We start from the raw sequence: 25,821 nt of genomic DNA, 5'->3' as shown, positions 1-25,821 counted from the left end.
ACAAGCTTTTTAAGAAAAAACTTTTTTAAAGCTAAACATTAAACATGAGGAAATTAAACATGGCTCAGATCGGCAAAACTATCCCAGAATTTAAAGCAACCGCATTTCATAACGGCGAGTTCGTTGAAGTTACATCAGAAAGTGTAAAAGGTAAGTGGGGCATCTTCTTGTTCTATCCTGCTGACTTTACTTTCGTATGTCCTACAGAGCTTGAAGATATGGCGTCACATTACGAAGAACTTCAAGGTCTTGGTGTAGAAGTTTACGCAGTATCAACTGACACACATTTCTCACACAAAGCATGGCACGATTCATCAGACGCTATTGGCAAAATCAAGTTTCCAATGATTGGTGACCAAACTGGCACAATCACACGTGGTTTTGATGTGATGATTGAAGAAGATCACATGGCACATCGTGGCACATTCTTGGTTGACCCAGATGGCGTTATCCAAGTTGCACACATCCATGCTGGCGGTATTGGTCGTAACGCTAAAGATATGGTTCGTAACGTTAAAGCAGCTCAATACGTACGTGAAAACGACGGTGAAGTATGTCCTGCAGCATGGGAACAAGGTCAAGAAACCTTAACGCCTAGCTTGGACCTAGTGGGTAAAATCTAAGTTTACATTAATCCACTTAAACTGGCGGGTTAGGGAAGTCGAGGCTTCCACCCGCCATTTTTTTCACCAGTTTATTTGCAGTAAAAAGGTAACACTATGTTAAATAACGATATTTTAAATGCTCTAAAATCTTATACAAAAAATATGACTAACAGCGTGGCACTAGTTCTACAAACTGGTGAGCATGAAAAACGTCAAGAATTAGTCCAATTTTTAACATCATTGTGCTCAGTTTCAGACAACCTGAGGCTAATTGAGCGTGATGATAATCTACGTAGCCCTATTACTTTCAATTTGGAAGTTGACGGAAAACCAAACGGGGTTTCCTTCTCTGGCATTCCCAGTGGGCATGAGTTTAATTCCCTAATTTTAGCTGTTTTGCAATCTTCAGGAACGGAATTAAAACTCGATAAGACATTACAAACCATGGTGCAGAAAATCAAAGATGATTTGCATTTTGAAGTCTTTATTTCTTTGAGTTGCCACAACTGTCCAGATGTTGTGCAATCGTTAAATCAATTTGCATTATTGAATACCAATATAAGCAGTGAAATGCTCGATGGAGGCTTGTTTCCAGAGCTAATTGAGCAGCGTAATATTCAAGGAGTACCTAGTGTTTACTTAAACGGTGAGTTGTTCGCTAATGGTAAAATTGATACTGCCCAATTGGTCGATAAATTAATTCAACGTTACCCTTATATTGTTGGAGGTGACGACAACGAAACCTTACCTTTGCAAGACGTGACCGTTATCGGTGGTGGTCCAGCAGGGGTCGCGGCAGCGATTTATTCTGCTCGTAAAGGTTTGAACGTGACCATGATTGCTGATCGCATTGGTGGTCAGGTAAAAGATACTGTGGGAATCGAAAATTTAATCTCTGTTCCTAAGACAACAGGGACTGAATTAACCGGTAACTTGCTAGCTCATTTAAATGATTATGAAGTCAACATCAAAGAGTTTTTACGAGTTGATAAGATTGAAAAAGGCAAAACTAAGAAAATACATTTATCCAGCGGTGAAGTTATTGAAAGCAAAACAGTCATTATCGCTACAGGGGCAAAATGGCGCGAGTTAGGTGTCCCAGGAGAGAAAGAAAATGTGGGTTCAGGAGTGGCGTATTGTCCACACTGTGATGGACCTTTCTTTAAAGGCAAAGATGTGGCGGTTGTGGGTGGAGGTAACTCGGGTATCGAAGCGGCCATTGATCTAGCTGGTATGGTTGACCACGTTACTGTGTTTGAGTTCTTACCAGAATTAAAAGCAGACAAAGTGTTGGTGGAAAAAGCCGAAGCCAACAATAAAATTACCATTATCAAAAATGTCGCCACTAAACAGATATTGGCAGAAAATGGCAAAGTCGTTGCTTTAGAATACGAAGATAGAATTACAGGAGAAATAAAACAGCAGCCTTTGGCAGGCGTATTTGTTCAAATCGGACTTGTCCCTAATAGTTCATTTTTGAAAGATGTAGTTGAATTGAGTAAATTTGGTGAAGTGGTTATTGATCAAAAATGTGCCACGTCTGAACCCGGTATTTTTGCCGCTGGGGATGTAACCACTGTGCCATATAAGCAAATAGTCATCGCCATGGGAGAAGGCTCTAAAGCGTCTTTATCTGCCTTTGATTACTTGATACGCGAAAGTTAATCTTTTACTACAATTTAATCCTTTTGCTAAAAAGACAAGCTTCGGCTTGTCTTTTTTTTTGTACCCAAAATGCGATTTCCATTATACGTTTAGGTACTTTAGCCGATATTACAGCATAGAGTGACTATACTGTTACTTGCATACTGTTACCAATAAATTATCTCGCAAAATCAGTGAGCTTTTAACGAAAGTGATTTATAATGATAAATTCAAATAATTCAACACCTTAAGTGTTGATTGTAATGGATTAAGTGGAGAAGGGTTAATGGCTAAGCGCAATCAAAGTATTGTCGACCAAGAGGTTACTTTTGGCGTGAATGAAGAATTAGTCTCAGTTACGGATCTCAGAGGAGTAGTAACCTATTCAAATGACAAATTTTGTGAAGTTGCTGGCTTTCCAAGAGAAGAGTTAGTCGGTAAAAATCACAATATTGTGCGTCACCCAGAAATGCCAAAAGCTGCATTTGCTGATATGTGGACAAGACTAAAAGCCAAACAGCCTTGGCGCGGCGCGGTGAAAAATAGATGTAAAGATGGTCGTTATTATTGGGTTGATGCTTATGTTACCCCTGTCTACGAAAATGGCGAATTGAAAGGATTCCAGTCTGTTCGCCGTTTTTTACAACCTGAGTATCGCCAGCGTGCAGAAGCCCTCTATGCAAAATTAAACAAGGGAGAAAAGGCAGAAAGTAAATGGGCGCTAAACTGGGGAATGAAACACGCTTTATTCTTGTGTTTGTCCATAGCTATTTTAGCTCTAACCATGTTCATACCTTATTTTGCGGTGCTGTTAGTGGGTCTGCCTTATCTGATCTTTAAAAATGAAATGGTTAACTTACCGGGCTTTCTTAAACAGTCACAGCAAGATTATGACAGTGTTTCTCGATTTGTTTTCTCCGGTACCGGTATTGTTAGCGTAGCGGATTTTCCTGCAAAAATGCATCAAGGTGCTATTCGCACCATTATTGGCCGCGTTATAGACAGTTCGTCTTCACTTTATGATGTGGTTGTTGAGCTAAAATCCGCCGCGGAAAGGGCGACCGAAGGCGTTGAAAAGGAAACCCTAGAAGTGCATCAAGTTTCTGCAGCCATTGAACAAATGGGGGTGTCGATTAGTGAAGTTGCTAATAACGTTAATTTGACTTCGCAGAAAATTGAAAGTGCCAATCAGGGGTGTGAAAACGCGACTAAAGCCATGACCGAAACTATGCAAAAAGTCTCTAATTTGGCTGAAGATGTAGAAAGTTCGGCGAACGCTTCTGAACAATTGGCCGAAGAAGCTAAAAGTATCGGAACCGTTATGAGTGAAATTCAAGGTATAGCAGATCAAACGAATCTATTGGCGTTGAACGCAGCAATAGAAGCCGCTAGGGCAGGGGAGCACGGACGTGGTTTTGCCGTAGTTGCCGACGAAGTCCGCGCATTGTCGAGTCGCACACATTCGGCTACAGAACAAATACAATCTTCTATTAATGAAATTCAATCGACGTTATTGAAGTGGGCTAAATCTATGAATGAAGGGAAAGATGCAGCCATTGAATGCGTTGCTGATACTAGACAATCTCGAGAGTTGATAGAAGGTGTTTACCAGCAAATTTCCGAGATTTCGGGGTTGGCCTTTCAAATATCAACGGCCGCAGAACAGCAGAGAGTCGTATCCCAAGATGTCAGTAATAGCATTATGAGTGTGAGTAATATTTCCCAAGAGAATTTAGAACAAGTTAATTTTGTGAAACAAGCCTCAAATGATATTAATACTAAAGCGAAGGTCTTAGCATCGTTGGGCTTAACATTCGGATAGCTTTTAGTTGATTCGCGTGAGATTCAGATAGTTTTAAAAGTGGAAACAGCAAGCCCTTTTTGGTTGGGCTTGCTGCGTATTGGTTTGTTACCAGATACGTACCCGTTCTTCTGGAGCTAAATAAAGTGCGTCACCAGGTTGAACGTTAAAGGCTTTATACCAAGCATCGTGGTTGCGTGGTGCAACCGTTCTGTAGCGAGCAGGTGCATGGGGATCAGATTTCAATTGTGTCATTAGGCTTTCTTCAGTGCGTTTTTCGCGCCACACTTGTGCCCAAGCTAAAAAGAATCTTTGATCACCTGTTACCCCATCAATGACCGGGGCTTCTTTGCCATTTAGGCTCAGCTTGTAAGCATGGTACGCCATGGCTAACCCACCTACATCACCGATATTTTCACCTAAGGTAAGTTGGCCATTTACATGGCTACCTTTTATAGGTTCATAACCATCATATTGGGCAACAAGGGCATCTGTACGAGCATCGAATGCAGCTCTATCTTCATCTGTCCACCAGTTACGTTGGATGCCATTTTCATCAGATTTTGAGCCCTGATCGTCAAAACCATGGCCCATCTCGTGCCCTATGACGGCACCTATACCGCCATAATTCACCGCGGGATCGGCATTGGGATCAAAAAATGGTGGTTGCAAAATAGCGGCTGGAAAGACGATCTCATTAAATGAGCTGTTGTAATAGGCGTTCACTCGTTGTGGTGACATGCCCCAACGTTCACGATCCGTTTTTTGCAGCTCTTTTGCAACACTATCATCCCTAAAGAATTGGCGAATTCTGAAAATGTTTCCCAACAAGTCATTATCTTTGATTTCTAAACCATCAAAACTCTGCCACTCATCTGGGTAGCCTATTTTTGGACGAAATGAAGCTAGCTTAGCGTGGGCGTTTTTCTTAGTTTCTTCTCCCATCCATTCCAAACTATCAATACGTTCACCTAAGGCGGTTCTAAGATTTTCAACAAGTTCTGCCATTTGTGCTTTGGAGCTTGCTGGGAAATGTTTTTCTACATAACTTTTACCAATGGCAAATCCCAGGGATTGAGTTCCTGACATCTGCGCTATGGCGCGTTTCCAGCGAGGACGGGGTTCTTGTTGCCCATTTAAGGTTTTACCATAAAACTCAAAGTTTGCTTTGAACATTTCGTCAGACAGCAATTCAGCTTGATTGGTGATCGTATGATAGGTCATATAATCTTTCCAAACTGAAAGGGGTTCATTGTTGATCAGTTTAATGACGTTTTTAATGGGCTCAGGTTGAGATATATTTAAGTGGGGCACCTTATAACCGGTTTCGGCAAAATAAGTGTTCCAATCAAAACCTGGGTAATCGGTGAACAATTGCTCTCGTTTAATTTGATTTAACGTTAAATCTCGGTCACGACGTTTTTCTCGTGGCCACTGAACTTCCGCTATCTGAGTTTCCAACGCTAATATGCTTTTAGCTTTTTCAGCAGCGTTCTCAACCTTAGCAAAGTTCAACATTTCTTCAATATGGGCAACGTAGGCTTCACGAATTTTTATAAAGCGTTCAGTGTCTTCTAAATAATATGAGCGATCAGGTAGCCCCAAGCCGCCAACACCGACAGACAATTGATATTCATCGGGATTTAAGCGGTTAAACCACATTCCACCATAAATTGGGCTTGCTAAGCCGTCGAGCCAAGCACGACCAAACATGGCTGTCAGTTCCGTTTTATCAGCAATACTGCTGATGCTGTCTAACACTGGTGAAATGGCAGAAATACCTTTTGCATTTACTGTGTCAGTATCCATGTAAGCTTTATAAAAGTTGGCAATTAATTGTTCTTCTGAAGTCAATTGGTTGCCGTCAGTGTTACTAGCGATTTCATCGATGATAGCTTTAATTTGCTTTTCACTGCGTTCAGCTAATTTTGTGAAGGCACCATATCTTACTTTATCGCTTGGGATGACAAAGTTATCGTACCAAGTACCGCCGGCGTAGCGGAAAAAATCGTCACCGGGTTTAACTGATTCATCTTTTGCATCTAGTTCGATACCAAAGCTACCTAACTCAGCCTTTGTTGTTTGTGTAGTGGCTGTCACTTCTTCATTGTTGCTAGTTGTCTCTGTCGCCTTATTACATGCGCTTAGAACAAATACGCTAGCTATACTTACTGCTATAAGTGTTTTTTTCATAAATCCTCAATTTGTCGCTTTATGATGTAGACATCACAATCCAAAGCAATATGAAACGCTGAATCCTGTGCCCGTTGTTTATTCAATGGTCACAGAAGTTTTACAAAGTCATTTAATTTACATTAACCGCGACACTCTACCTATAATCCAAGGTAAATTACATAGTTGTCAGATAAACGGTACATAATTTAAGAGTAAAGAACACAGGACAGAAAATATCTTCCTCATGCTGTAGCATGGTCTTTAGGCCATGGGCTGTGAAGGTCAATTAACCTCTCGGGGCCTGTAGCATGGTCTTTAGACCATGGGCTGGGAAGGTCAATTAACCCCTCGGGGCCTGTAGCATGGTCTTTAGACCATGGGCTGTGAAGGTTAATAAACCCCTCGGGGCCTGTAGCATGGTCTTTAGACCATGGGCTGTGAAGGTTAATAAACCCCTCGGGGCTAAAGCCGCCGACTACAGGCTATGGAATTATCGGTTTTGGGAACAATTATTATTTTCAATTTACATTTTTTCTTTGTATTACGTACACTTTATCCATGAAAATCGTAGACATACTGAAACATGACAAAGTGCGAACAGTTAGTCGCTGAACTCCAACTCTCACAAAGTCCCCGCTTATTAGCTGTATTGGTGAGGATTTTTGGTGTCCATAATTTTGACTTAGCCGAAGATGTCTTGCAGGAGGCCTTTTTTAAAGCGCTAGTCGATTGGAAAAGTAAGGGGATACCGTCAAATCCACAAGCTTGGCTAATGCAAACTGCAAAAAACCGAGCCTTGGATTGTATTCGGCAATCTCGTACCCAACGCAAATATGCACAAGATTTAAGCCATTTTTTAGAAAGCGAATGGACGGCGAATACAACTTTAGATTCAGAATTTACCGAACATCGGATTAAGGATGATCAATTACGTATGTTGTTTATGTGTTGTCATCAGCAACTGAGCTCTGAAAATCGTTTACCTTTTATGCTTAAGCATTTATGTGGCTTGTCTATTAATGCCATAGCCAAAGCACTTTTTACACCAGAAGCCACCATCAAAAAACGGCTTTTACGAACCCGTCAAAAGCTTCATGATTATCAATATACCCTTCCCAGTGAAAGTGAACTTCCACAAGCGTTGGATAATGTGCATACCGCACTATATCTGTTATTCAACGAAGGGTTTCATGCTGATCCTAAGGATAGGTCAGAAAAGCGAATATTCTGTCGAGATGCAATGGGACTAGTAGATCTACTTATTGATGAAAACAGCATTGCCAATCAGGATACATTCGCTTTGTTGGCCTTGATGTACTTTCAAATGGCCAGAATAGATAGCAAAAATGATCAGCAGGGACAGCCAATACCCATTGACCTACAAAAGCGCAGTATCTGGAACAAAGATATGATTTTCAAAGGTTGCACATTACTTGAATTAGCCGATAAATTAACCATATTGGGCACTGGCCGGTTTTATTTAGAAGCACACATTGCGTATCAGCATTGTAAGGTAGATTCCTTTAGTCAAACGCCTTGGTTCGATATTTATTGTTTATATCAGCAACTATTTGAATTGACGGGATCGCCAGTAACCCAGTTAAATTTAGCCGTCGCCCAAGGATATAGCGGAGAGATAAGCGCTGCCATTGAGTTGGTGACGGCCCTGAGTTTAGATCCTGTTTTTAAACAATCTCATTTACCTTTGGCCACGTTAGCCCACCTTAACGCGTTACAAGGAAATGAACAGCAAGCCTGGCAGTTTGCCAAACAAGCCAACGAGAAAGGTGGCGATAAGCATCAACAAAAAATCATGATGGCGCAAATTCAACGCCTGTTAGTATCTTCTTAAATCATATAGACACGGAAAACAGGGCCTGTAGCATGGTCTTTAGGCCATGGGTTGTGAAGGTCAATTATCCCCTCGGGGCTAAAGCCACCGACTACAGGCTATGGAATTATATGGAGGTATCAAACAATCCTCGGGGCTAAAGCCACCGACTACAGGCTGTGGAATTATCGGTTTTTGCGCGGGGCCTGTAGCATGGTCTTTAGGCCATGGGTTGTGAAGGTCAATTGCTCTCTCGGGGCTAAAGCCACCGACTACAGGCCATGAAATTATATGGAGGTATCAAACAATCCTCGGGGCTTGTAGCATGGTCTTTAGGCCATGGGTTGTGAAGGTCAATTGCCCCCTCGGGGCTAAAGCCGCCGACTACAGCGGGCTAAAGCCAGCGTTTACTGGCTTCGAAATAGCGATACCTTTGCGGATTAGATGAAACTAATCAATGTTTGCGATTTCTCTGATTTCTACCGTGATATCAGGATAAAGAAAAATAGGACACTTCTTCGCAATTTCTATGGCATCTTCCATGGTTTCTGAGCGAACAATGCTGTAACCCGTAACCAGTTCTTTAATTTCAGCTAAAGACACATCTGTCACCACGCCATCACCCGTTAACCGCTTGCCTTCATAATTTAATGGCGATCCTCCTGACACTAGTTGTTTGCGTTCTTCAAGCTCTGCCATCCACTGTCCCCATTTCTCCATGGCTTCGGCCATATCTTCTGGGCTGGTGTCAGTCATCCAGTCTTTGTTTCCACCACGATAAATCAACATATAATCATTCATAACGATTCCTTTTTGTAATTTTTAAGGTTGAACAGGAGGACAATCTACTGTCTTCCATAAGACTATGACGTTTGATGCCTAATAATAGGAGACAAATAAAAGAATAAAATTACAAAATAATAAAATGAGTTAACTTATGTTATTTTTTCAAGGTTTTCACTAAGCAGATCAATGGATTTTGGAGTGATTTTTAGCATACTACCTTGATCGTACCAATCACCTAAAACGATGCGCAGAGCGGGTTTATCATTTGCGACAAGTTGATGTATCGCAGGGCGGTGAGTGTGGCCGTGTATCAATTGTTGAACATTAAATTCCTGCATATAATTAACCACTTCTGAAGAAGTGACATCCATAATTTCCATACTTAGTTTTTGCTGATTCTGTTGGCTAGTTTTGCGTCCTTTTTCGGCGATTCTTTTACGTACCCATAACGGCAAGGTTAAAACCATTCTTGGCCACCACCAACCTCGCGCTTTTTTGCGAAACTTCTGATAGGCGAGGTCTAATGTACAGAGTTCATCACCATGCATCAAAAGAGTGGGGGTGCCATAGAGATCGATGACATGCTGTTCTGGTAATATTGTCATGCCTGCACGGCTGGCAAATTTTTCTCGAATTAAGAAGTCGCGATTGCCGTGAATAAAATAGATGGGCACGCCGGTTTGAGAATACTCTTTGAATAAACTCGCTACCTGTTCACTAAACTCGTTGCGATCGTCATCGCCAATCCAATATTCGAACAAATCGCCTAGCACATATAAAGCATCAGCACCTATGGCTTTAACCCGCAAAAAATCAGCCAAGCATTGGGTTATGTCTGGACGCTGGGCACTGAGGTGTAAATCAGAAATAAAGTAGGTAAATGGTTGCATAAGACGATCAAAAAAGGCTGATAAAAATCAGCCTTTATTTTTTTACTCCGTTATTTCAGCTTTTTGAATAACGACGTCTTCTACTGGCACATCATCGTGCATGCCGTGACGAGAGGTCTTCACCCCTTTAATTTTATTGACGATATCCATACCTTCAACGACTTCACCAAAAGCACAATAACCCCAACCTTCCATTGATTCACTGCGAAAGTTAAGGAAGCTATTATCTTTAAGGTTGATAAAGAACTGAGCAGTCGCAGAGTGTGGATCATTGGTTCTTGCCATGGCAATAGTGCCCGTGTTGTTGGCTACGCCATTATTCGCTTCGTTTTGAATTGCTTCGTTTGGCGTTTTTTGATCCATTCCAGGCTCAAATCCACCGCCTTGGATCATAAATCCATCTATGACTCGATGAAAGATTGTGTTGTCGTAAAATCCATCTTTTACATAGCTTAAAAAGTTTTCAACCGTCTTCGGTGCTTTGTCTTCAAAAAGGTTAAGTACGATTACGCCATAGTTTGTATGTAGTTTTACCATCAAGGGTTCCTGTGGATAAAATAATGATTTTAAAATTGTTTAAGCGGACTATTGTATCTCAATCATTCAAATAATTCAGCTATTGCGCGCATATTGGAATGATATTAGTGTGAATTTTTGCAAACACGCTGGTTTATGTCATCTTGAGTCAGTGCTAGAATCCCGCAACTAAATTAACCTAACCACATGGAACTCATATAATGCAGCAAATATATAACACCCTCACTCGACAAAAAGAGACTTTTAAGCCGCTGGTGGCTGGAAAAGTAGGGTTGTATGTCTGTGGTATTACCGTGTATGACGTTTGCCATATGGGACATGCCCGCACCTATCTAAGTTTCGACCTCATGGTGCGCTACTTGCGTCACAAAGGATATGAGGTGAATTACGTGCGTAATATCACCGATGTAGACGACAAAATTATTCAACGAGCTAACCAAAATGGCGAAACTCCTGAGCAGTTAACTCAGCGCACCATTGCGTTAATGCATGAGGATTTTGCAGCAATTAACTTGTTGGAGCCTGATGTCGAACCAAGAGTCACAACCCATATGCCGGAAATTATCGATGTAATTGAGCGATTAATTGCCAAAGGTCATGCCTATCAGGCGCCAAGTGGTGATGTGTTGTTCGATGTGAGTACCTACGAGCAATATGGCAAGTTGAGTCGACAAGACTTAGATCAGCTTAACGCTGGTGAGCGCGTCGAGGTGTCGGCTGACAAAACCGACCCATTAGACTTTGTATTGTGGAAAACTGTTAAACCTGGTGAGCCTTTTTGGGAGTCTCCTTGGGGGCCAGGTCGTCCAGGGTGGCACATCGAATGTTCGGCCATGAATAGCAAACATTTAGGCACACACTTTGATATTCACGGTGGTGGTTCTGATTTGATCTTCCCCCATCATGAAAATGAAGTCGCGCAATCTTGCTGCGCCTTTGATACGCCCTATGTGAATTACTGGATGCATGCTGGCATGGTGCAGGTTGACTCAGAAAAAATGTCTAAATCATTGGGTAACTTTTTTACTTTGCGTGATGTATTAAAAGACTATGATGCGGAAACCTTGCGTTATTTCTTAATGTCTGCTCACTATCGCAGTCAGTTAAGCTATTCTGAAGATAATATCAAGCAAGCTAAATCTGCTTTGGAGCGTTTATATACGGCCTTGCGTGATAGTCAGCCAAATTTGCACGTAGATATGAAAACAGGTGATTATTTAGAGCGCTTTGAAGCCGCTATGGATGATGATTTTAATACTCCGGAAGCCTTTGCAGTCATGTTTGATTTGGTTAAGGATATCAACAAAAGCAAAGGCCAGGAAAAATCAGATTTGGCGGGTGTTTTATTGAAGCTAGGGGATATTTTAGGGTTTTTACAAATGGATCCTGTGGATTATCTACAAGGTGGCGCAGCCCAAGGTGATGAGGCATCAGTGATTGAAGGTTTAATCCAAGCCCGAAATGATGCTAGAGCCGAAAAAGATTGGGCCGCTGCGGATAAAGCTCGCGACGCGTTAACCGCAATGGGCGTGGTGTTAGAAGACGGAGCCAACGGCACCACCTGGCGAAAAATCTAAATGTGTAGCCTGGTCTTTAGGCCATGAAATTGCAGGGTTTAGCGAGGGGCCTGTAGCCTGGTCTTTAGGCCATGGAATTACATGGAGGTATTGAAACCATCCTCGGGGCTAAAGCCGCCGACTACAGCGGGGCTTTAGGCCATGGAGGGTTTCGGGGCTGAAGCCGCCGACTACAATTGTGGCGGTGTGTTTGGGTCTGTTTCTTTGATTAAATCCGCGCTAGGGGATGTTTTTTCCTCAAACTCGGATTTCCAACGCTGCTGGGAAACGTGATGTTTTATCAATTCAATACACTCATTAACCACTGCCAGCACTTCATCATCTAAGGCTTCATCTTCACTCGAGAAACGACCAATCCCGTGTTTGACAAAATCGTCGATTTTTTCTGGGGTGACATCTTTAAGCAAATTGACTATCGATTGGGTCACAATATCGGTTACTGCCGACTCGAGTGTTCGTTCAATGGTTGAGCCTACTACCGGAACCAATTTTAAGGTGGAAATTTGCGGATTGCCCGTCACCGCTTTACCAACACTCTTACTCACATGTTGCCTAACCGATTCTCCGTGATCGTTGTGTTCGATTGACTCCCCAATATGGCTCATAACCGACGCTGTCCATCGAGTAATGACCGGCAGCCTAGACGCTAAGACATTTTGGGTAATGTCCTCCACTAAGGGAGATCCCGCTGCGATATCTTTTTGCGCATCCGACAGCACTTTTACAACAATACGATCAGACAGTTCTTCGACAAACACATCATAATAAAATGCCACAAAACGAAATAGTGCAGTGCGCCTGAGATCAATAATTTGATATTTGTGCAGGCGATGTAATATTGAAAATATCCTTAAAAATCGGAATATTCGAGCGGCGCCAAGTGGAATACAGCCAATCAAATCATAAAAATGGATAAACGGGAAAAAATACCATCTTAAATAGGTTTTTTTGACAATCGCCACTATCCAGCGCAAGCAAAATTCACTTAAGAATACTGCCACAAAGGCTAAATCGATTAACAGAAAGTTCTTGTGGATAGGCGCATAACCTGTGACCAAAGATTCCGACACATAAGCCAAGGATTGTTTAACAATTTCAGTGCTGTAGAGGGAGTCAAAAATGATCCAGATAAGATTAATAAATAATAATCCTAACATCACCAAATCGAGTAAAAGCCAAGGTCCTTCATGGCTCTTATTTAGATTGCTGCGATTAAACCCTAGCATCGATGCTCCCTTTTAACTCTGCCATTTCTGCCCTTTAGGTACGGGTGACGTCAACATAGACTTTAATCTTTTGGCCTGGCTGCAAATATTTACGCAGTTTATCTTGGTTCCAACGTTTTAAGTCGACCAAATTAACCTTAAATTTATTAGCGATCCGAGCCAATGAATCCCCTTTTCTAACGGTATAGGTTAAAGTGCGCATGACCGCATCTTTACGCTGAGACTCCGATGCCTGCTTGAGCCAGATCACTAAATCTTTACCCGGCATTAAGGGGTCGTTGGGGGCCATACCATTCCACTTGGCTAGACTGCGCATATCCACTTTGTACTTGCGGCTTAGATCCCAAAATGTATCACCACTTTGTACTTTGTGTTTTAAAGAGTAAGTGCCGCGAGGTTTAGATTGAGTACTCGCCAGTCGCTGATCTTGGGAAAGGGAATAGGAGTCTAAGGATTTTAAGGATACAGGGACTAAAATATATTCACCTAATCGTATCAGGTTCCCCTGCATATCATTCACTCCTTGAATGACATCCACGGTTGTATGATATTGTTTAGCCAGTTTTAATAAACTATCACCACTTTTGACTTTATGACGAACCCAGTTAAGGCGTTCATTCTCCTCAATATTATTCAAGGCAAGCTCAAAGTTTTCGACACTTTCAATGGGTAATAATAGTCTGTGAGGGCCGTCTGGATCCGTTGCCCAGCGATTAAATCCAGCATTTAATGAATGCAGCTCTTTGAGGGTTAAACCAGCAAGATCTGCCGCTAAAGCTAAATCAATTTGCGACTCAACATCTACCACCTTAACAAAAGGTTTGTTTGGGATGGCTGTCCATGCAATATTGTTTTCATCTGAGTCTTTTAAAATACTGCTCAGTGCTAATAATTTCGGCACGTAAGCCCGGGTTTCTTTGGGCAAGTCTAAAGACCAGAAATCAGTCGGTTTACCTGCTTTTTTATTTTTTCTAATGGCACTTCTTACTCTACCTTCGCCCGAATTGTATGCTGCCAATGCATGCAACCAATCGCCATCAAACATTTTATTCAGGTAAGTTAGGTAGGCAATAGCTCCTTCTGTGGAGGCCACCACATCTCGTCTGCCGTCATACCACCAGGTTTGTTTCATGCCAAAGCGCTTTCCTGTGCCGGGAATAAACTGCCACATCCCTGCTGCGCGTCCATGGGAATAGGCGAAAGGGTCAAATGCACTTTCTACAATGGGTAGAAAAACCAGCTCCAGAGGAAGTTGATTCTTTTCTATTTGCTCAACAATGTAGTGCATAAATGGCTTAGCACGGGTGGCAACGCGTTGCATATAATTGCTGTGCTTTAAGTACCAGTTCTTTTGCGCGTTTAAGCGCTCATTATCGGGGATAGGAAAGGTTAATTGGTGTTTAATTCTAAGCCAGAGGTTGTCTGGGCTTTCAGTTGAGTCTGGACTACTGGTTACTTCGTCGTTAGGTAATTCCACGTAATTGTCTGGTTCAACGGTTATTTCTACTATTTCTGTAGGATGAGTAACCGGAATTGTGCCGTGGGAGGCTGAGGTACAATCAAAAAGCTCATCGGCTAGCGCATGTTTTTGTTCGCAGGTTTTATTAATTTGCTCTGCGATGAGTTGTTCTTGATGGGTTTCTTTTTCCACGTCTGCATGGGAGTCCGCCATAAACGTTTGGCAACCCGCTAGCACCATAAGCAATGAAAATGATGTCATTTTCATTGTGGTTTTAAAGATACTTGTTTGAGTGTTGTCATTGGCTCCACTAAAAGTTGTCTTTCCACTTTCTGACTGCGGCGAAAACCTCGGTTTCGTTGGGTAACTTCTTGCCAACAAATTGTTCTGCATTATTTTTTATTTCATCCTGTTGCGCGCGTAAAAACGGATTGATCGCTTTTTGTTGTTCGATATTCGATGGCAGGGTGGGTAGTCCCTGATTTCGTTGTTGTTTTGCCCAATCTGAATAGGCTTGTAAAGCACTGTTCTGTGGCTCAACGTTTAACGCAAAGTCCACATTGGCTAATGTATATTCGTGGGTACAATAGACCTTAGTTTGCTCTGGGAGTTTCATTAATTTCCCTAAAGATTCATGCATTTGTTGTGGTGTTCCTTCAAATAACCGGCCACAACCAGCGGAAAATAAGGTATCACCACAAAACAGCATGTTTTGGCCATAAAATGCAATATGATCCAGGGTGTGACCAGGTACCTCTAGCACTGTTAATTCAAGATCCAAGTCATCTAGCACCACTGAGTCACCTTCTTGCAACTTTTTTGTTAATCCTTGAATACTACCATACTCAGGTCCCAACACAGGGATCTGCGGTGCGTATTTTACTAGGGACATAATTCCACCAGTATGATCACTGTGATGATGGGTGATTAAAATACCTTTTAAGGTTAAGCCTTCCGATTGAATGTGATCTATGACAGGGCTTGCATCACCAGGGTCGACTACCCAACAATTCATGCCGTCATGGATACACCAAATATAATTATCTGTGAAAGCAGGGATAGGAAAAACCCTAAGCTTTGATTGAGTTTGAGTGGTTTGGGACATAATTACCTTGCTTGTGTCGCTTCGCTAGTGTTGTACTATAAGAAGTTGTTGGTAGCTGCGCAATTGTTTGGACAATATGAAGCCTGCTTTAATCTCTAAAAAACCGATTTATCCCACATCTTGGCAAGCTCTGCCGGTTGGTGATGACATGAAACAGCATGTGCAAACTAATTTGGAAGCCTGCAGTCGACGTTTTTTCGGCTACCATATGGTGCGATTAGGCTGTTTGAGCAGTCAAATCGATTTACCTGAATGTGCAATTAAACACATTGTTAATGTGGTTGATGCTAAGTGCCTTGAGCAACATCAAAGCCTGCATGGGGTTAATGTGATTGCTCAAACCCACGAGCTTCCCTTTAGTGAAAACAGTGTGGATGCCTATCTGTTAGCCCATGAACTAGATTTTTCAAAAGATCCCCATCAAATTTTAAGGGAAGTGGATCGCACTTTAATTCCCAATGGCTATGTTGTTATTGTGGGGTTTAATCCCTTCAGTTTGGCTGGAACTTTTCGCTACCTACCTTTGAAGTCGAATAAAGTGTTACGGGAAGCGCGTTTCTTCAGCAGTATGCGAATAAATGATTGGTTGCATTTACTCGGCTTTGAAATTATCGAACAAGACCAACTGGTTTTTTCCAGTTTGTTGTTTAAGCGTAAATCGCGGATTTTTTCCCGAATAGAAACCTTTTGCCGACAATATTTACCGATTTTTTCTAGTATCTACGTCATAGTCGCTAAAAAACGTGTGGTTCCCTTGTCATTAATTAAACCGAAATGGAAACCGTCGCCCAAATTTTCCGCGGTGGGAGCAAGCGTACGTACTTCAATGCAGAAAAATAGTGTAGATAGTCGTTAGCTGAGGGAGATGAATAACCAATAAAGGTAAGTGCATATGAACGGGCGGGTGTACGACTACAACCTAGGCCGCTTTATGTCGGTAGACCCCTTCATACAAATGCCCGAAAGCAGCCAGAGTATCAACCCGTATTCGTATCAAGGTCATATTCACTCAAGCCATTTCAGTGGCTGTATTAAAAAGTTTTCAAGATTGAATCTTGATGATCTTTCCTTCAAAGATGAATTTTCTAAACTACCGCCAGACGTAAATCCAACACCGTAAAACAATAAGAACTGTTGTTTAAAAACTCCAGTTCGCTTATGACATACACTGTTTTAATTCATAAAAAAGGCGCTCACTAAGTGAACGCCTCTGTATCGCTGACTTCAACGGGGAAAATAGGCTTATTTAACCTTCATACCAGGTTGTGCACCTTCATGGGGTTCCATGATCCACAGATCTTTGCCTCCGGGACCCGCCGCTAACACCATGCCTTCAGACAAACCGAAACGCATTTTACGAGGGGCTAAATTCGCCACCATTACCGTTAACTTACCTTCGAGCTCTTCAGGTTGATATGCAGACTTAATCCCGGCAAATACTTGTTTAGTGTCACCGCCTAAGTCCAATTGAAGGCGTAACAACTTATCTGCTCCTTCCACATGTTCTGCTTTGGCAATTTTAGCAATACGCAGGTCCACTTTAGCAAAGTCATCAAAACTAATGGTCTCACCAATGGGGTCTTTGTCTAGTGGACCCTCTGTTGCCGTTGTTTTAGGTGCCGGGGCTTGTTTAGGTTCAAGGTTTTCTTTTGAATCTTCAATAATGGCATTCACCTTATCCATATCAACACGTTGCATTAAGGCTTTAAATTTGTTGATTTGATGCTTACCTAAATCACGTTGTGCACTATCCCAATCAAGACTATCGTTTAAGAAAGCTTCTGCTTGTTCAGCCAACTTTGGCAACACCGGTTTAAGGTAAACCACTAGTATACGGAACAGGTTGATCCCTAAAGAACAAACATCGTGTGTATATTGCTCCTTGCCTTCTTCTTTAATAGTTACCCAAGGTGCTTGGGCATCAATGAATTGGTTGGCTTTATCTGCCAGAGCCATAATTTCACGAATCGCACGGTTGTATTGGCGCTTTTCGTACATATCAGCAATGTCATCGGAGGCTTGTTTAAATTGCGCTAGTAATTCCGGCTCAATGACGTTATCAGACAAGGTAGCGTCAAAGCGCTTGGTAATAAACCCTGCACAGCGACTGGCAATATTCACTACTTTTCCGACTAAGTCAGAGTTTACTTTCTGGGCAAAATCTTCCAGATTTAAATCGATGTCTGTGACGCCATCACTTAATTTAGACGCATAATAATAACGCAAATATTCTGGGTTAAGATGGTCTAAATAAGTGCGCCCTTTAATGAAAGTACCACTTGATTTCGACATTTTCGCGCCGTTTACGGTAACAAAACCGTGCACGTTTACGCCAGTGGGCTTGCGTAAACCAGCCCCTTCGAGCATGGCAGGCCAGAATAGACAATGGAAGTAAGTGATATCTTTACCAATGAAATGGTAAAGCTCAGCATCTGAATCTGGATTCCAAAAACTATCAAAATCAATATCGTGTTGGTTACAGTAGTTTTTGAAGCTAGCCATGTAACCCACTGGTGCATCTACCCAAACATAGAAGAATTTATTCGGTGCACCGGGTATTTCAAAGCCAAAATAAGGGGCATCGCGGCTGATATCCCATTGTTGCAATCCTTCGTCAAACCACTCTTTGAGTTTATTGGCTATCTCTTCTTGCAGCGCGCCACTGACCAGCCACTCTTTGAGCATATTTTCAAATTTGGGTAAATCGAAGAAATAATGTTCTGAATCTTTCAATATTGGCGTCGCACCCGATACCACAGAACGCGGGTTAATCACCTCGGTTGGGCTATAAGTTGCACTGCATACGTCGCAGCTATCGCCATTTTGATTTTCCGCTTTGCAAGACGGGCAAGTGCCTTTAATGAAGCGATCAGGCAAGAACATGTTCTTTTCAGGATCATATAATTGGCTAATTGTGCGTTTACTAATGTATCCCGCTTTATCTAATCGATTATAAATTTCTTCGCACAGTTCTTTGTTTTCATCGGAATGGGTAACATAGTAGTTATCGTATTCAATATGAAAGTCTAATAGATCCTGATGATGTTCTGCACGGGTTTGCGCAACCATTTGCTCAGGGGTAATACCTAACTCCTGCGCTTTTAACATCACGGGGGTTCCGTGTGCATCATCGGCGCAAACACTGTAGCATTGGTGGCCTCGCATTCGTTGATAACGTGTCCATATATCAGTTTGAATGTGTTCCAGTAAATGGCCTAAATGGATAGAACCATTGGCATAAGGTAAGGCACTGGTGACGAGTATTTTACGTGGCTGATTTGGCATGTTTGATTACGAGTCTTGATTAGTTGAAAAAAGGACGCAAATGGTAACGAAAATGCAGCCTTAATGCATTAGTAAAACGACAGAAATTCAGATAAATTGCATCAAAAGGAGTCCCCTTTGTCGAATCTCATCTTTAATCCACCCCAGATACAGCAAATTTGTCAGCTTATTGGCCAAATGTTGAGCTTGTCTGAATCGCAAACCTTGGCGTGTCTCACCTCAACCCAGCAAAACCTGCAATTTTGTTTTCCATTTGCCTGTGAGCAGGATTTTCCGGTGATCTTAGACGCTATCAGCGAATTGGGAGTCGATGGCAGCAAAGTGCTATTAGGTTGCGAAATAGCCGCAAAAAAAACCAAAATAAAGCGATTGGCGAAGATCAAAAATATTATTGCCATTGCCTCAGGAAAAGGCGGTGTGGGTAAGTCTACCAGTGCCGTCAATTTGGCGTTTGCGTTACAGGCACAGGGGGCGAAAGTGGGGATTTTGGATGCAGATATTTATGGTCCTTCGGTGCCTATCATGTTGGGTAATCCACATGCAAAACCTGAAAGTGAAGATAATAAACACATGATCCCGTTGAATTGTCATGGTGTGGTGGCAAATTCCATTGGCTATTTAGTCCCTAATGAGGATGCTGCGGTGTGGCGGGGGCCAATGGCCAGTAAAGCCTTACAGCAAATATTGAATGAAACCCTATGGCCTGAGCTAGATTATTTGATTGTGGATATGCCGCCAGGTACCGGCGATATTCAATTAACCATGGCGCAACAGGTACCGTTAACTGCGGCAGTAGTGGTGACGACGCCTCAAGACATTGCTTTGGCTGATGCAACAAAGGGAATTGCCATGTTTAATAAAGTAAGTATTCCTGTTTTAGGCGTGGTTGAGAATATGAGCTATTACCAGTGCCGCAAATGCGGAAATAAAGAGTTTGTGTTCGCCACAGGTGGCGGAGAAAAGCTAGCCGAGCAGCAACATTTAGCGTTACTTGCTCAATTCCCCTTAGATATTCAAATACGTGAGCATGCTGATAATGGTCAACCGTTAATTATCCAGCAACCCAACAGTGAATTGGCTCAAGCATATTTGCTTGCGGCTAAAAAAATGTCACAACAGCTGGCCTACAACGAAACCTTAAATAGCGATGATTCAATTCCAATTGTTGAAAAACATTGAACAACCGCAGCTAGGCGATCATAATGTGCGCGAATTGAGCTTTAAACCAAACACCGCAGGTTGCGCGGTACACTTACAGAGAATATTTCATGCGCTTATGTGATAAAGATATCTATCAATACATAAAAGAAGGCAAAATTTCGATTTCTCCTGAACCTGATTACTCTGAAATCAGTGGTGTAACCGTGGATATCCGACTTGGTAATAAATTTCGGGTGTTCGAAGATCATACCGCGCCTTTTATCGATCTTAGTGGTCCTAAAGCGGAAGTTCAAGAAGCCATGAATACAGTGATGAGCGATGAAATTGTTGTTCCTGATGACAAGTCGTTTTTCTTACATCCCGGAGAATTGGCCTTAGCAGTAACCCATGAGTCTGTAACCCTACCGGCAAATATTGTGGGTTGGTTAGATGGGCGTTCTTCTCTTGCGCGCTTAGGATTGATGGTCCACGTCACAGCCCATCGCATAGATCCAGGTTGGTCTGGCAATATTGTGTTGGAGTTTTTCAATAGCGGCAAACTGCCACTGGCATTAAAACCTAAAATGAAAATAGGGGCTATCAGCTTTGAAGTTCTATCAGATTATGCTGAAAAACCCTATAGCAGTCGTGCAGATGCCAAATATCGTAATCAAGATGGTGCTATAGCTAGCCGCATCAGCGCAGACGACAAATCCTGAAACCGTTAATTCAGGGGGTTAACTCACAATGTTGTGGGTGGCCATTCTGAGTTGACTTGGGGTTAAGCCCGTCCAACGTTTAACCGAACGCCGAAAATTAGGAATGTCATTAAACTGCATAAGGTTGGCGCTTTCTTCATTGCTTAATTGCTGCACTTGCAATAAATAAATTGCTTGTTGTTTTCCCACTTCATCTTGTAGTTGCTGAAAACTGTAACCATGTTGTTTGAGTTTTCGCTTAAATGTGGATGGACTCATTAAAAATTGTTCGGCAGCAGTTTGTAGGCCTAAATGCTGCTGAGCTATTGCTTTGCGAACCGCCGCTAAAAATCCCAGTTTTGGGATAGCACTGTTCTTACACTGGCGTAAGGCATGCCATTTGAGGCTGTCACTGCGATGTAAACAGGTTTTTGTAAGCCATTTGTTGTCAAAACTGACGCTCATCACTGGCTGTGAAAAACGCAAGCGATGGCTCAGATGCACTTCGTATTCTTGAATGTATTTTGGACGAGCAAAGGGAAAGTTAAACTCATACGGAATACGTTCGCCAAACAGTAACTTTGTGCCCGCAACCAAGGCAGTACAATAGAGTTCTGCAATGAATTGAAATTGCTCTTTACAGCCTATGGCATCGGTAAATAGTAGGTAATGATGGGACTGGGTTGCATACCCTTTAACATCTAAAAACGGACAAATTTGATTGAGTTGCTGGTGTAACACTCGAAAGGCATCGGTTAAATCTCGACTGTGCATTAGGGCATTCGAAATCGCCCCATAGTTGCCAGGGAACAGCCGTTTTCCGAGTAAAAAAGCACAATCGTTTCCCGGCGTTAAGGCTTGGGCGTTGCTTATGAGTTGCAACAGTTGATAAACACTTAGTTTTCTATCTGAAATCACATCTTCATTAAATATTCCGGTACCGCGTAACAATTTATGCTTATTCACTTCGCGAGAACGACTGAAATCCAGTACGCTGGCAGCCAATTGGTGAGCGGGTACGACTTTATCCTCTAAACTGTAAAAATCCCTTTTAACCATGTGCTGGACCATTTTGTTTAAAATTTTCCAAACGACGGTTTACCCGCTGTAAAAGGCTTTCACTCACGTCTCCATACTTGGCCGTTTCGGCTGCAAAGGTGAGTTGATGAAATACTGACTCCCCCGACAAGGCAGGTTTAAAAGCAATATTAGCGATGGCCTTTTTTATTTGTTCTGCAATGTGCTCCGCTGTGGATAAATCTGTATTGGGGAAGAATAAAATAAATCTGTCTCCAGCGTAGCGACAGGCCAGATCGCTGGGGCGCAGATTCATTAAAATTAAATCAGATAACTCACGCAAAAGTTGATCGCCTTTATCGTGTCCATATTTGCGGTTAAATACGTCGAAGTTGTTGATATCTAGCATAGCCACCGCAAAATCCGGGCTTGGCGTGTTGGCTAATTCTGAGTCGATTTGTGAGCGCATGTACTCTGCGCTATATAGCGCGGTAATGAAGTCCACCTGATGGTGTTGTCGTAAAGACGATTCCCGCTTGTGTAATTGTTTGTTCAATATCAATTGCTCTAGGTGCCATTGATACAGGGCATAACTCATGATAATCATGCCAACCCCCGCAGGGATTGACTCAACCATGCTTAACCCTTCAGCGCTATTTTCATAAAACATGAATTCATCAACTAGATCCAAATTAGCGGAAAATAGAAAGCAGCTTAAGCCGACCACTAGCGCTGTGGTGACCCTGCCTGGAGGGCGACTGACCAATATGAAAAATATCCACAGTAAGGACAAGAGGGACACGCTACCTTCCCCTAAAATATCGAGCCAAGATATGTCGGCTAAGGGTTTAAGCTGTCCAATACCGATGCTCAAGGTAATAGATAAAGTGACTGATGCACACGCTAATGAAAAGAGTCGTTGATGGCGTGCTAGAAGTGAAAGGTTCATGTTAATACTCATTTAATGCTATGCGATTGATGCTGTGCAAGGACAATGCTGACACAGTTTTATTTCAGCGCAGGGGTCATATTGGCTCACTAAGATGACAATATAATGAATGTCATTGCTTTTTTGCGTAAGGGATTTACGACAATCCTTTGACTCATAAGGGATAGCAGGGAGGTCAAATAAGCTCACTAAGGTTAATAATGCTTGCTAAACAGGGGATTATTGCAGGTGATTGCGGCAAGTATTTGATTGCCTGTCATAAAAATGTCATTGCTGCTACTTAGGTTGTCTCGCCATCAAACACCATCCTTAGAACGCAACCAGAGACGTTATAATGAAAATGATTAAATCCACTTTAGCCATGGCGTGCTTCGCCGCACTTTCCTGTCAAACTGTTTTAGCTGAAGACGGCGGTATTCAAGGTTTACTTACTGATAAAAGTCAAACTAGCTACATTCAAGGGGCTGAAGTTAATATCAAGGAACTCGGACAAAGCACCGTTTCTAGACGAGACGGAAGCTTTCGTTTTGTTAATTTGCCTGAGGGTAACTACACCCTAGAAGTGAAATATTTGGGTACACCCACTATCGAAGTGCCTGTGACTATTCGCGGTGGAAAAATTCTGCAACAAGACATTAGCGTAGGAGCGCCGGCTAAAGAGTTAGAAAATGTCATTGTATACGGTCAGCGAGCAGGGCAGGCGAGTGCGATTAACCTGCAACGCGTTGCAGACAGTATCAAATCCATTGTATCGGCAGATGCTATTGGTCAATTTCCAGATCAGAACGCAGCAGAAGCATTGCAGCGTTTACCGGGTTTATCCATTGAGCGAGACCAAGGCGAAGGACGCTTTGTTGGTATTCGCGGTATCGATCCAAACCTGAATAATGTCACCATCAATGGCGTCAATGTGCCGTCCCCTGAAGGCGGTGTGCGCTCTGTGGCGTTAGATGTCATCCCTTCGGAGTTGATCCAAGGGTTGGAGGTATCTAAATCAGTTACCTCTGATATGGATGCCGACGCCATCGGTGGCTCCATTGAAGTGAAAAGTTTAAGTGCATTTGACCGCCAGGGTACCAGCGCCAGCGTTAATGTGCAGGGGAGTCAAAATCAGCTGCGGGATGAAATGAGTCCAAAAATATCTGGCAGTGTCACCAATGTCTTCGATGATGTGTTTGGGGTGGCTGCTGCATTATCATATGCAAAACGTGACTTTGGTTCAGACAATATTGAATCCAACGGTGATGATGAAATAGAGCAACGCTATTACAGTATTTCAAGGGAGCGCATCGGTGCTGCGGTGAATTTAGACTTTCGTCCTGATTTTAACAACCGTTATTATTTACGCACCCTTTACAGCAGCTTTGCCGATGATGAATATCGTATGGCCAATACCTTTACATTCGATGGCGAAGATTCAGAAATTGAACGCGGCAGTAAAGATCGTGAAGAGACACAAACCATCTTATCTATATCTGCTGGTGGTGAGCATCACTTAGATGATTGGTTAGTTGAATACCAAGTGGGCTATTCAAAAGCCGATGAGGATGATCCTCAAGCCTTGTATTACACCTTCGTGGGTGAGGAAATGGCCATCGATTCTGATATGCAGGGGCAGATCCCGCAAATCACCCAAGATGCCGCCGCGATGGATTTAGCGAATTATGAATTGGATGAAGTGAGTTTAGAAAAGAGTCTTGCCGAAGATACTGAAACTATGCTCAAAGCGGATTTTACCCGTTTGTTTGATTTACAAGATGGCTCGTTTGAGCTGAAATTTGGGGCCAAATACCGTGGGCGAGAAAAAACGACTACGGCAGACATCTTCATTTACGATGGTGATTTTGATGACATCGACCCCACAATGTTTTCAGTTGATCAGCCAGATTGGGGATTAGGCGATTTTGGACCCGGTTTAAATCGTTCAGGTTTACGTAACTACTTTAACCAAAACAACACTAGCTTCGAATTGGCCGAACTGGATTCCGAAGTTGAATCTAATGGCGCGTCCTATGTGAGTAACGAAGATATATTTGCCGCTTACATTATGGGACGCTACGAGTGGGAAAAACTAACTGTGGTAGCAGGTGTTCGCTACGAAGATACGGATTTCAATACCTCGGGTATGCGTGTAGAGCTCATCGAAAATGAACAAACTGACGTAGAAGAGGTTGTTAATACGCCGTGGGAAAGCGATAGAAGTTACGATCACTTATTACCCAGTTTGAATTTGCGTTACGAGTTCACCGATAAACTCATTGCCCGAGCAGCGTTTACCCAAACCCTTTCGCGTCCTAAATTCGAAGACGCGGCGGCATTTCAAATTATTGAATCTAAAACCGAAGAGGACGAAGGAGAATTTATTACCGAGCGCGAAGCAGAAGTGGGTAACCCTGAGTTGAACCCATTTGAGTCTGATAACTTTGATTTAACCTTAGAATATTATCCGGGTGATATTGGCGTGCTTTCGGCAGGGTACTTTTACAAAAATATAGACAATTTTGTGATCATTGCTGACGTCGCTGATTCACCAGAATGGGACGGTTTTGATGAAGTGATGCAACCTATTAATGGCGAATCAGCTAAGGTCAGCGGACTTGAATTATCTTGGGTAAAAGCCTTCGATAACGGTTTGTTGTTATCTGCAAATGGTACCTTCTCAAGCTCGGACGCCACCACTTTATTAGACGGTGAGCGTTTTGAAACATCTTTGCCAAATCAATCGGACAAAATAGGTAACTTCACTGTTGGATATGAAAGTAACCTAATGAGCTTACGTTTAACCATGACCTACAAAAGCGAAAACTTAGAAGAAATAGATGGCGATTTAATCCGTATGGAAGATGATCACCAGCAACTCGACTTTACCAGTAAGTACTTTATTCAACAGAACATGTACCTGTACTTCAATGCGATTAATATCACCGATGAAGGCTTCTACAACTATTTCGACCAGCGCAGCATCAATGCGCAGTATGAAGAATACGGTCGGACGTTTGAACTTGGATTTAGTTGGATGTTGTAACTTGCATAAAGCGAACATCCTTTAATGGGGTGTTCGCAATTAAGGTATTGAGCTGTCGTTTCACAGTTCTC

19 protein-coding genes and 1 pseudogene are annotated in these 25,821 nt (G+C 42.4%); 10 read left to right on the top strand and 10 right to left on the bottom strand.

Annotation, left to right across the window (positions count from 1 at the left end; translation table 11 throughout):
* Window positions 1-59: 59 nt before the first annotated feature.
* The 3 genes from ahpC (at window position 60) to ACYVIL_RS21380 (ending at window position 4,071) form a co-directional block, all read left to right on the top strand.
* The gene (ahpC, locus tag ACYVIL_RS21390) at window positions 60-623 is read left to right on the top strand and encodes an alkyl hydroperoxide reductase subunit C (protein ID WP_460314875.1); all 564 of its coding nucleotides are present in this window, start codon (window positions 60-62) and stop codon (window positions 621-623) included.
* Between the two features lie 96 nt (window positions 624-719).
* Window positions 720-2,270 (top strand): alkyl hydroperoxide reductase subunit F, encoded by a 1,551-nt coding sequence (gene ahpF / locus ACYVIL_RS21385; RefSeq protein ID WP_460314873.1) that lies wholly within the window; start codon window positions 720-722, stop codon window positions 2,268-2,270.
* Window positions 2,271-2,535: 265 nt separating this feature from the next.
* Window positions 2,536-4,071 carry a methyl-accepting chemotaxis protein gene (locus tag ACYVIL_RS21380; RefSeq protein WP_460314871.1) on the top strand — a complete coding sequence of 512 codons (1,536 nt, stop codon included), beginning with the start codon at window positions 2,536-2,538 and terminating at the stop codon, window positions 4,069-4,071.
* An 87-nt stretch (window positions 4,072-4,158) separates the two neighbouring features.
* On the opposite strand, the gene ACYVIL_RS21375 is transcribed toward ACYVIL_RS21380, so the two are convergent.
* Window positions 4,159-6,243, bottom strand: a complete 2,085-nt coding sequence (locus tag ACYVIL_RS21375) for a M13 family metallopeptidase (RefSeq protein WP_460314869.1) — start codon at window positions 6,241-6,243, stop codon at window positions 4,159-4,161.
* Window positions 6,244-6,808: 565 nt separating this feature from the next.
* Between ACYVIL_RS21375 and ACYVIL_RS21370 the strand changes: the two genes are divergently transcribed.
* Window positions 6,809-8,077 (top strand): RNA polymerase sigma factor, encoded by a 1,269-nt coding sequence (locus tag ACYVIL_RS21370; RefSeq protein ID WP_460314867.1) that lies wholly within the window; start codon window positions 6,809-6,811, stop codon window positions 8,075-8,077.
* A gap of 429 nt (window positions 8,078-8,506) precedes the next feature.
* Here ACYVIL_RS21370 and ACYVIL_RS21365 read toward each other — a convergent pair whose 3' ends face one another.
* From ACYVIL_RS21365 to ACYVIL_RS21355, 3 genes are all read right to left on the bottom strand, one after another.
* Entirely contained in the window at window positions 8,507-8,857 is a 351-nt protein-coding gene (locus tag ACYVIL_RS21365; protein WP_460314865.1) for a YciI family protein, read from the bottom strand.
* A gap of 134 nt (window positions 8,858-8,991) precedes the next feature.
* The gene (gene lpxH, locus ACYVIL_RS21360) at window positions 8,992-9,732 is read right to left on the bottom strand and encodes a UDP-2,3-diacylglucosamine diphosphatase (protein ID WP_460314863.1); all 741 of its coding nucleotides are present in this window, start codon (window positions 9,730-9,732) and stop codon (window positions 8,992-8,994) included.
* Window positions 9,733-9,774: 42 nt separating this feature from the next.
* Window positions 9,775-10,269 (bottom strand): peptidylprolyl isomerase, encoded by a 495-nt coding sequence (locus tag ACYVIL_RS21355; RefSeq protein ID WP_303475260.1) that lies wholly within the window; start codon window positions 10,267-10,269, stop codon window positions 9,775-9,777.
* 200 nt (window positions 10,270-10,469) lie between these two features.
* Here ACYVIL_RS21355 and cysS point away from each other — a divergent pair, with 200 nt between their 5' ends.
* Window positions 10,470-11,846: a cysteine--tRNA ligase gene (gene cysS, locus ACYVIL_RS21350; protein WP_460314861.1), complete on the top strand. Its 1,377-nt coding sequence runs from the start codon at window positions 10,470-10,472 to the stop codon at window positions 11,844-11,846.
* A 170-nt stretch (window positions 11,847-12,016) separates the two neighbouring features.
* On the opposite strand, the gene ACYVIL_RS21345 is transcribed toward cysS, so the two are convergent.
* From ACYVIL_RS21345 to gloB, 3 genes are read right to left on the bottom strand one after another with little or no spacing between them, the layout of a single operon-like run.
* A complete protein-coding gene (locus tag ACYVIL_RS21345) occupies window positions 12,017-13,072 on the bottom strand; it encodes an ion transporter (protein WP_460314859.1) in 1,056 nt (351 codons plus the stop codon).
* 34 nt (window positions 13,073-13,106) lie between these two features.
* Window positions 13,107-14,798, bottom strand: a complete 1,692-nt coding sequence (locus ACYVIL_RS21340; RefSeq protein WP_460314857.1) for a LysM peptidoglycan-binding domain-containing protein — start codon at window positions 14,796-14,798, stop codon at window positions 13,107-13,109.
* A gap of 43 nt (window positions 14,799-14,841) precedes the next feature.
* On the bottom strand, window positions 14,842-15,636 hold the full coding sequence (gene gloB / locus ACYVIL_RS21335; RefSeq protein ID WP_460314855.1) for a hydroxyacylglutathione hydrolase: 795 nt from the start codon (window positions 15,634-15,636) through the stop codon (window positions 14,842-14,844).
* A 76-nt stretch (window positions 15,637-15,712) separates the two neighbouring features.
* Here gloB and ACYVIL_RS21330 point away from each other — a divergent pair, with 76 nt between their 5' ends.
* On the top strand, window positions 15,713-16,492 hold the full coding sequence (locus ACYVIL_RS21330) for a methyltransferase domain-containing protein (protein ID WP_460314853.1): 780 nt from the start codon (window positions 15,713-15,715) through the stop codon (window positions 16,490-16,492).
* Window positions 16,493-16,522: 30 nt separating this feature from the next.
* A pseudogene (locus tag ACYVIL_RS21325) lies at window positions 16,523-16,630 on the top strand (RHS repeat-associated core domain-containing protein); the annotation flags it as partial.
* A 248-nt stretch (window positions 16,631-16,878) separates the two neighbouring features.
* On the opposite strand, the gene metG reads toward ACYVIL_RS21325, so the two are convergent.
* On the bottom strand, window positions 16,879-18,921 hold the full coding sequence (gene metG, locus ACYVIL_RS21320; protein WP_460314851.1) for a methionine--tRNA ligase: 2,043 nt from the start codon (window positions 18,919-18,921) through the stop codon (window positions 16,879-16,881).
* Window positions 18,922-19,038: 117 nt separating this feature from the next.
* Here metG and apbC point away from each other — a divergent pair, with 117 nt between their 5' ends.
* Both apbC and dcd read left to right on the top strand, forming a co-directional pair.
* A complete protein-coding gene (apbC, locus tag ACYVIL_RS21315) occupies window positions 19,039-20,100 on the top strand; it encodes an iron-sulfur cluster carrier protein ApbC (RefSeq protein ID WP_460314849.1) in 1,062 nt (353 codons plus the stop codon).
* A gap of 89 nt (window positions 20,101-20,189) precedes the next feature.
* Window positions 20,190-20,780 (top strand): dCTP deaminase, encoded by a 591-nt coding sequence (dcd, locus tag ACYVIL_RS21310; RefSeq protein WP_303475280.1) that lies wholly within the window; start codon window positions 20,190-20,192, stop codon window positions 20,778-20,780.
* 18 nt (window positions 20,781-20,798) lie between these two features.
* On the opposite strand, the gene ACYVIL_RS21305 is transcribed toward dcd, so the two are convergent.
* Window positions 20,799-21,818 carry an AraC family transcriptional regulator ligand-binding domain-containing protein gene (locus tag ACYVIL_RS21305; protein ID WP_460314846.1) on the bottom strand — a complete coding sequence of 340 codons (1,020 nt, stop codon included), beginning with the start codon at window positions 21,816-21,818 and terminating at the stop codon, window positions 20,799-20,801.
* A complete protein-coding gene (locus tag ACYVIL_RS21300; RefSeq protein ID WP_460314844.1) occupies window positions 21,811-22,725 on the bottom strand; it encodes a GGDEF domain-containing protein in 915 nt (304 codons plus the stop codon). Before ACYVIL_RS21300 ends, ACYVIL_RS21305 begins: the two co-directional genes overlap by 8 nt.
* Window positions 22,726-23,059: 334 nt before the next feature.
* On the opposite strand from ACYVIL_RS21300, the gene ACYVIL_RS21295 reads away from it, so the two are divergent.
* Window positions 23,060-25,750: a TonB-dependent receptor gene (locus ACYVIL_RS21295; protein WP_460314842.1), complete on the top strand. Its 2,691-nt coding sequence runs from the start codon at window positions 23,060-23,062 to the stop codon at window positions 25,748-25,750.
* Window positions 25,751-25,821 lie beyond the last annotated feature (71 nt).

This window comes from Aliiglaciecola aliphaticivorans (assembly GCF_054782055.1).
This window is presented reverse-complemented; position numbering and strand designations above follow the sequence as displayed.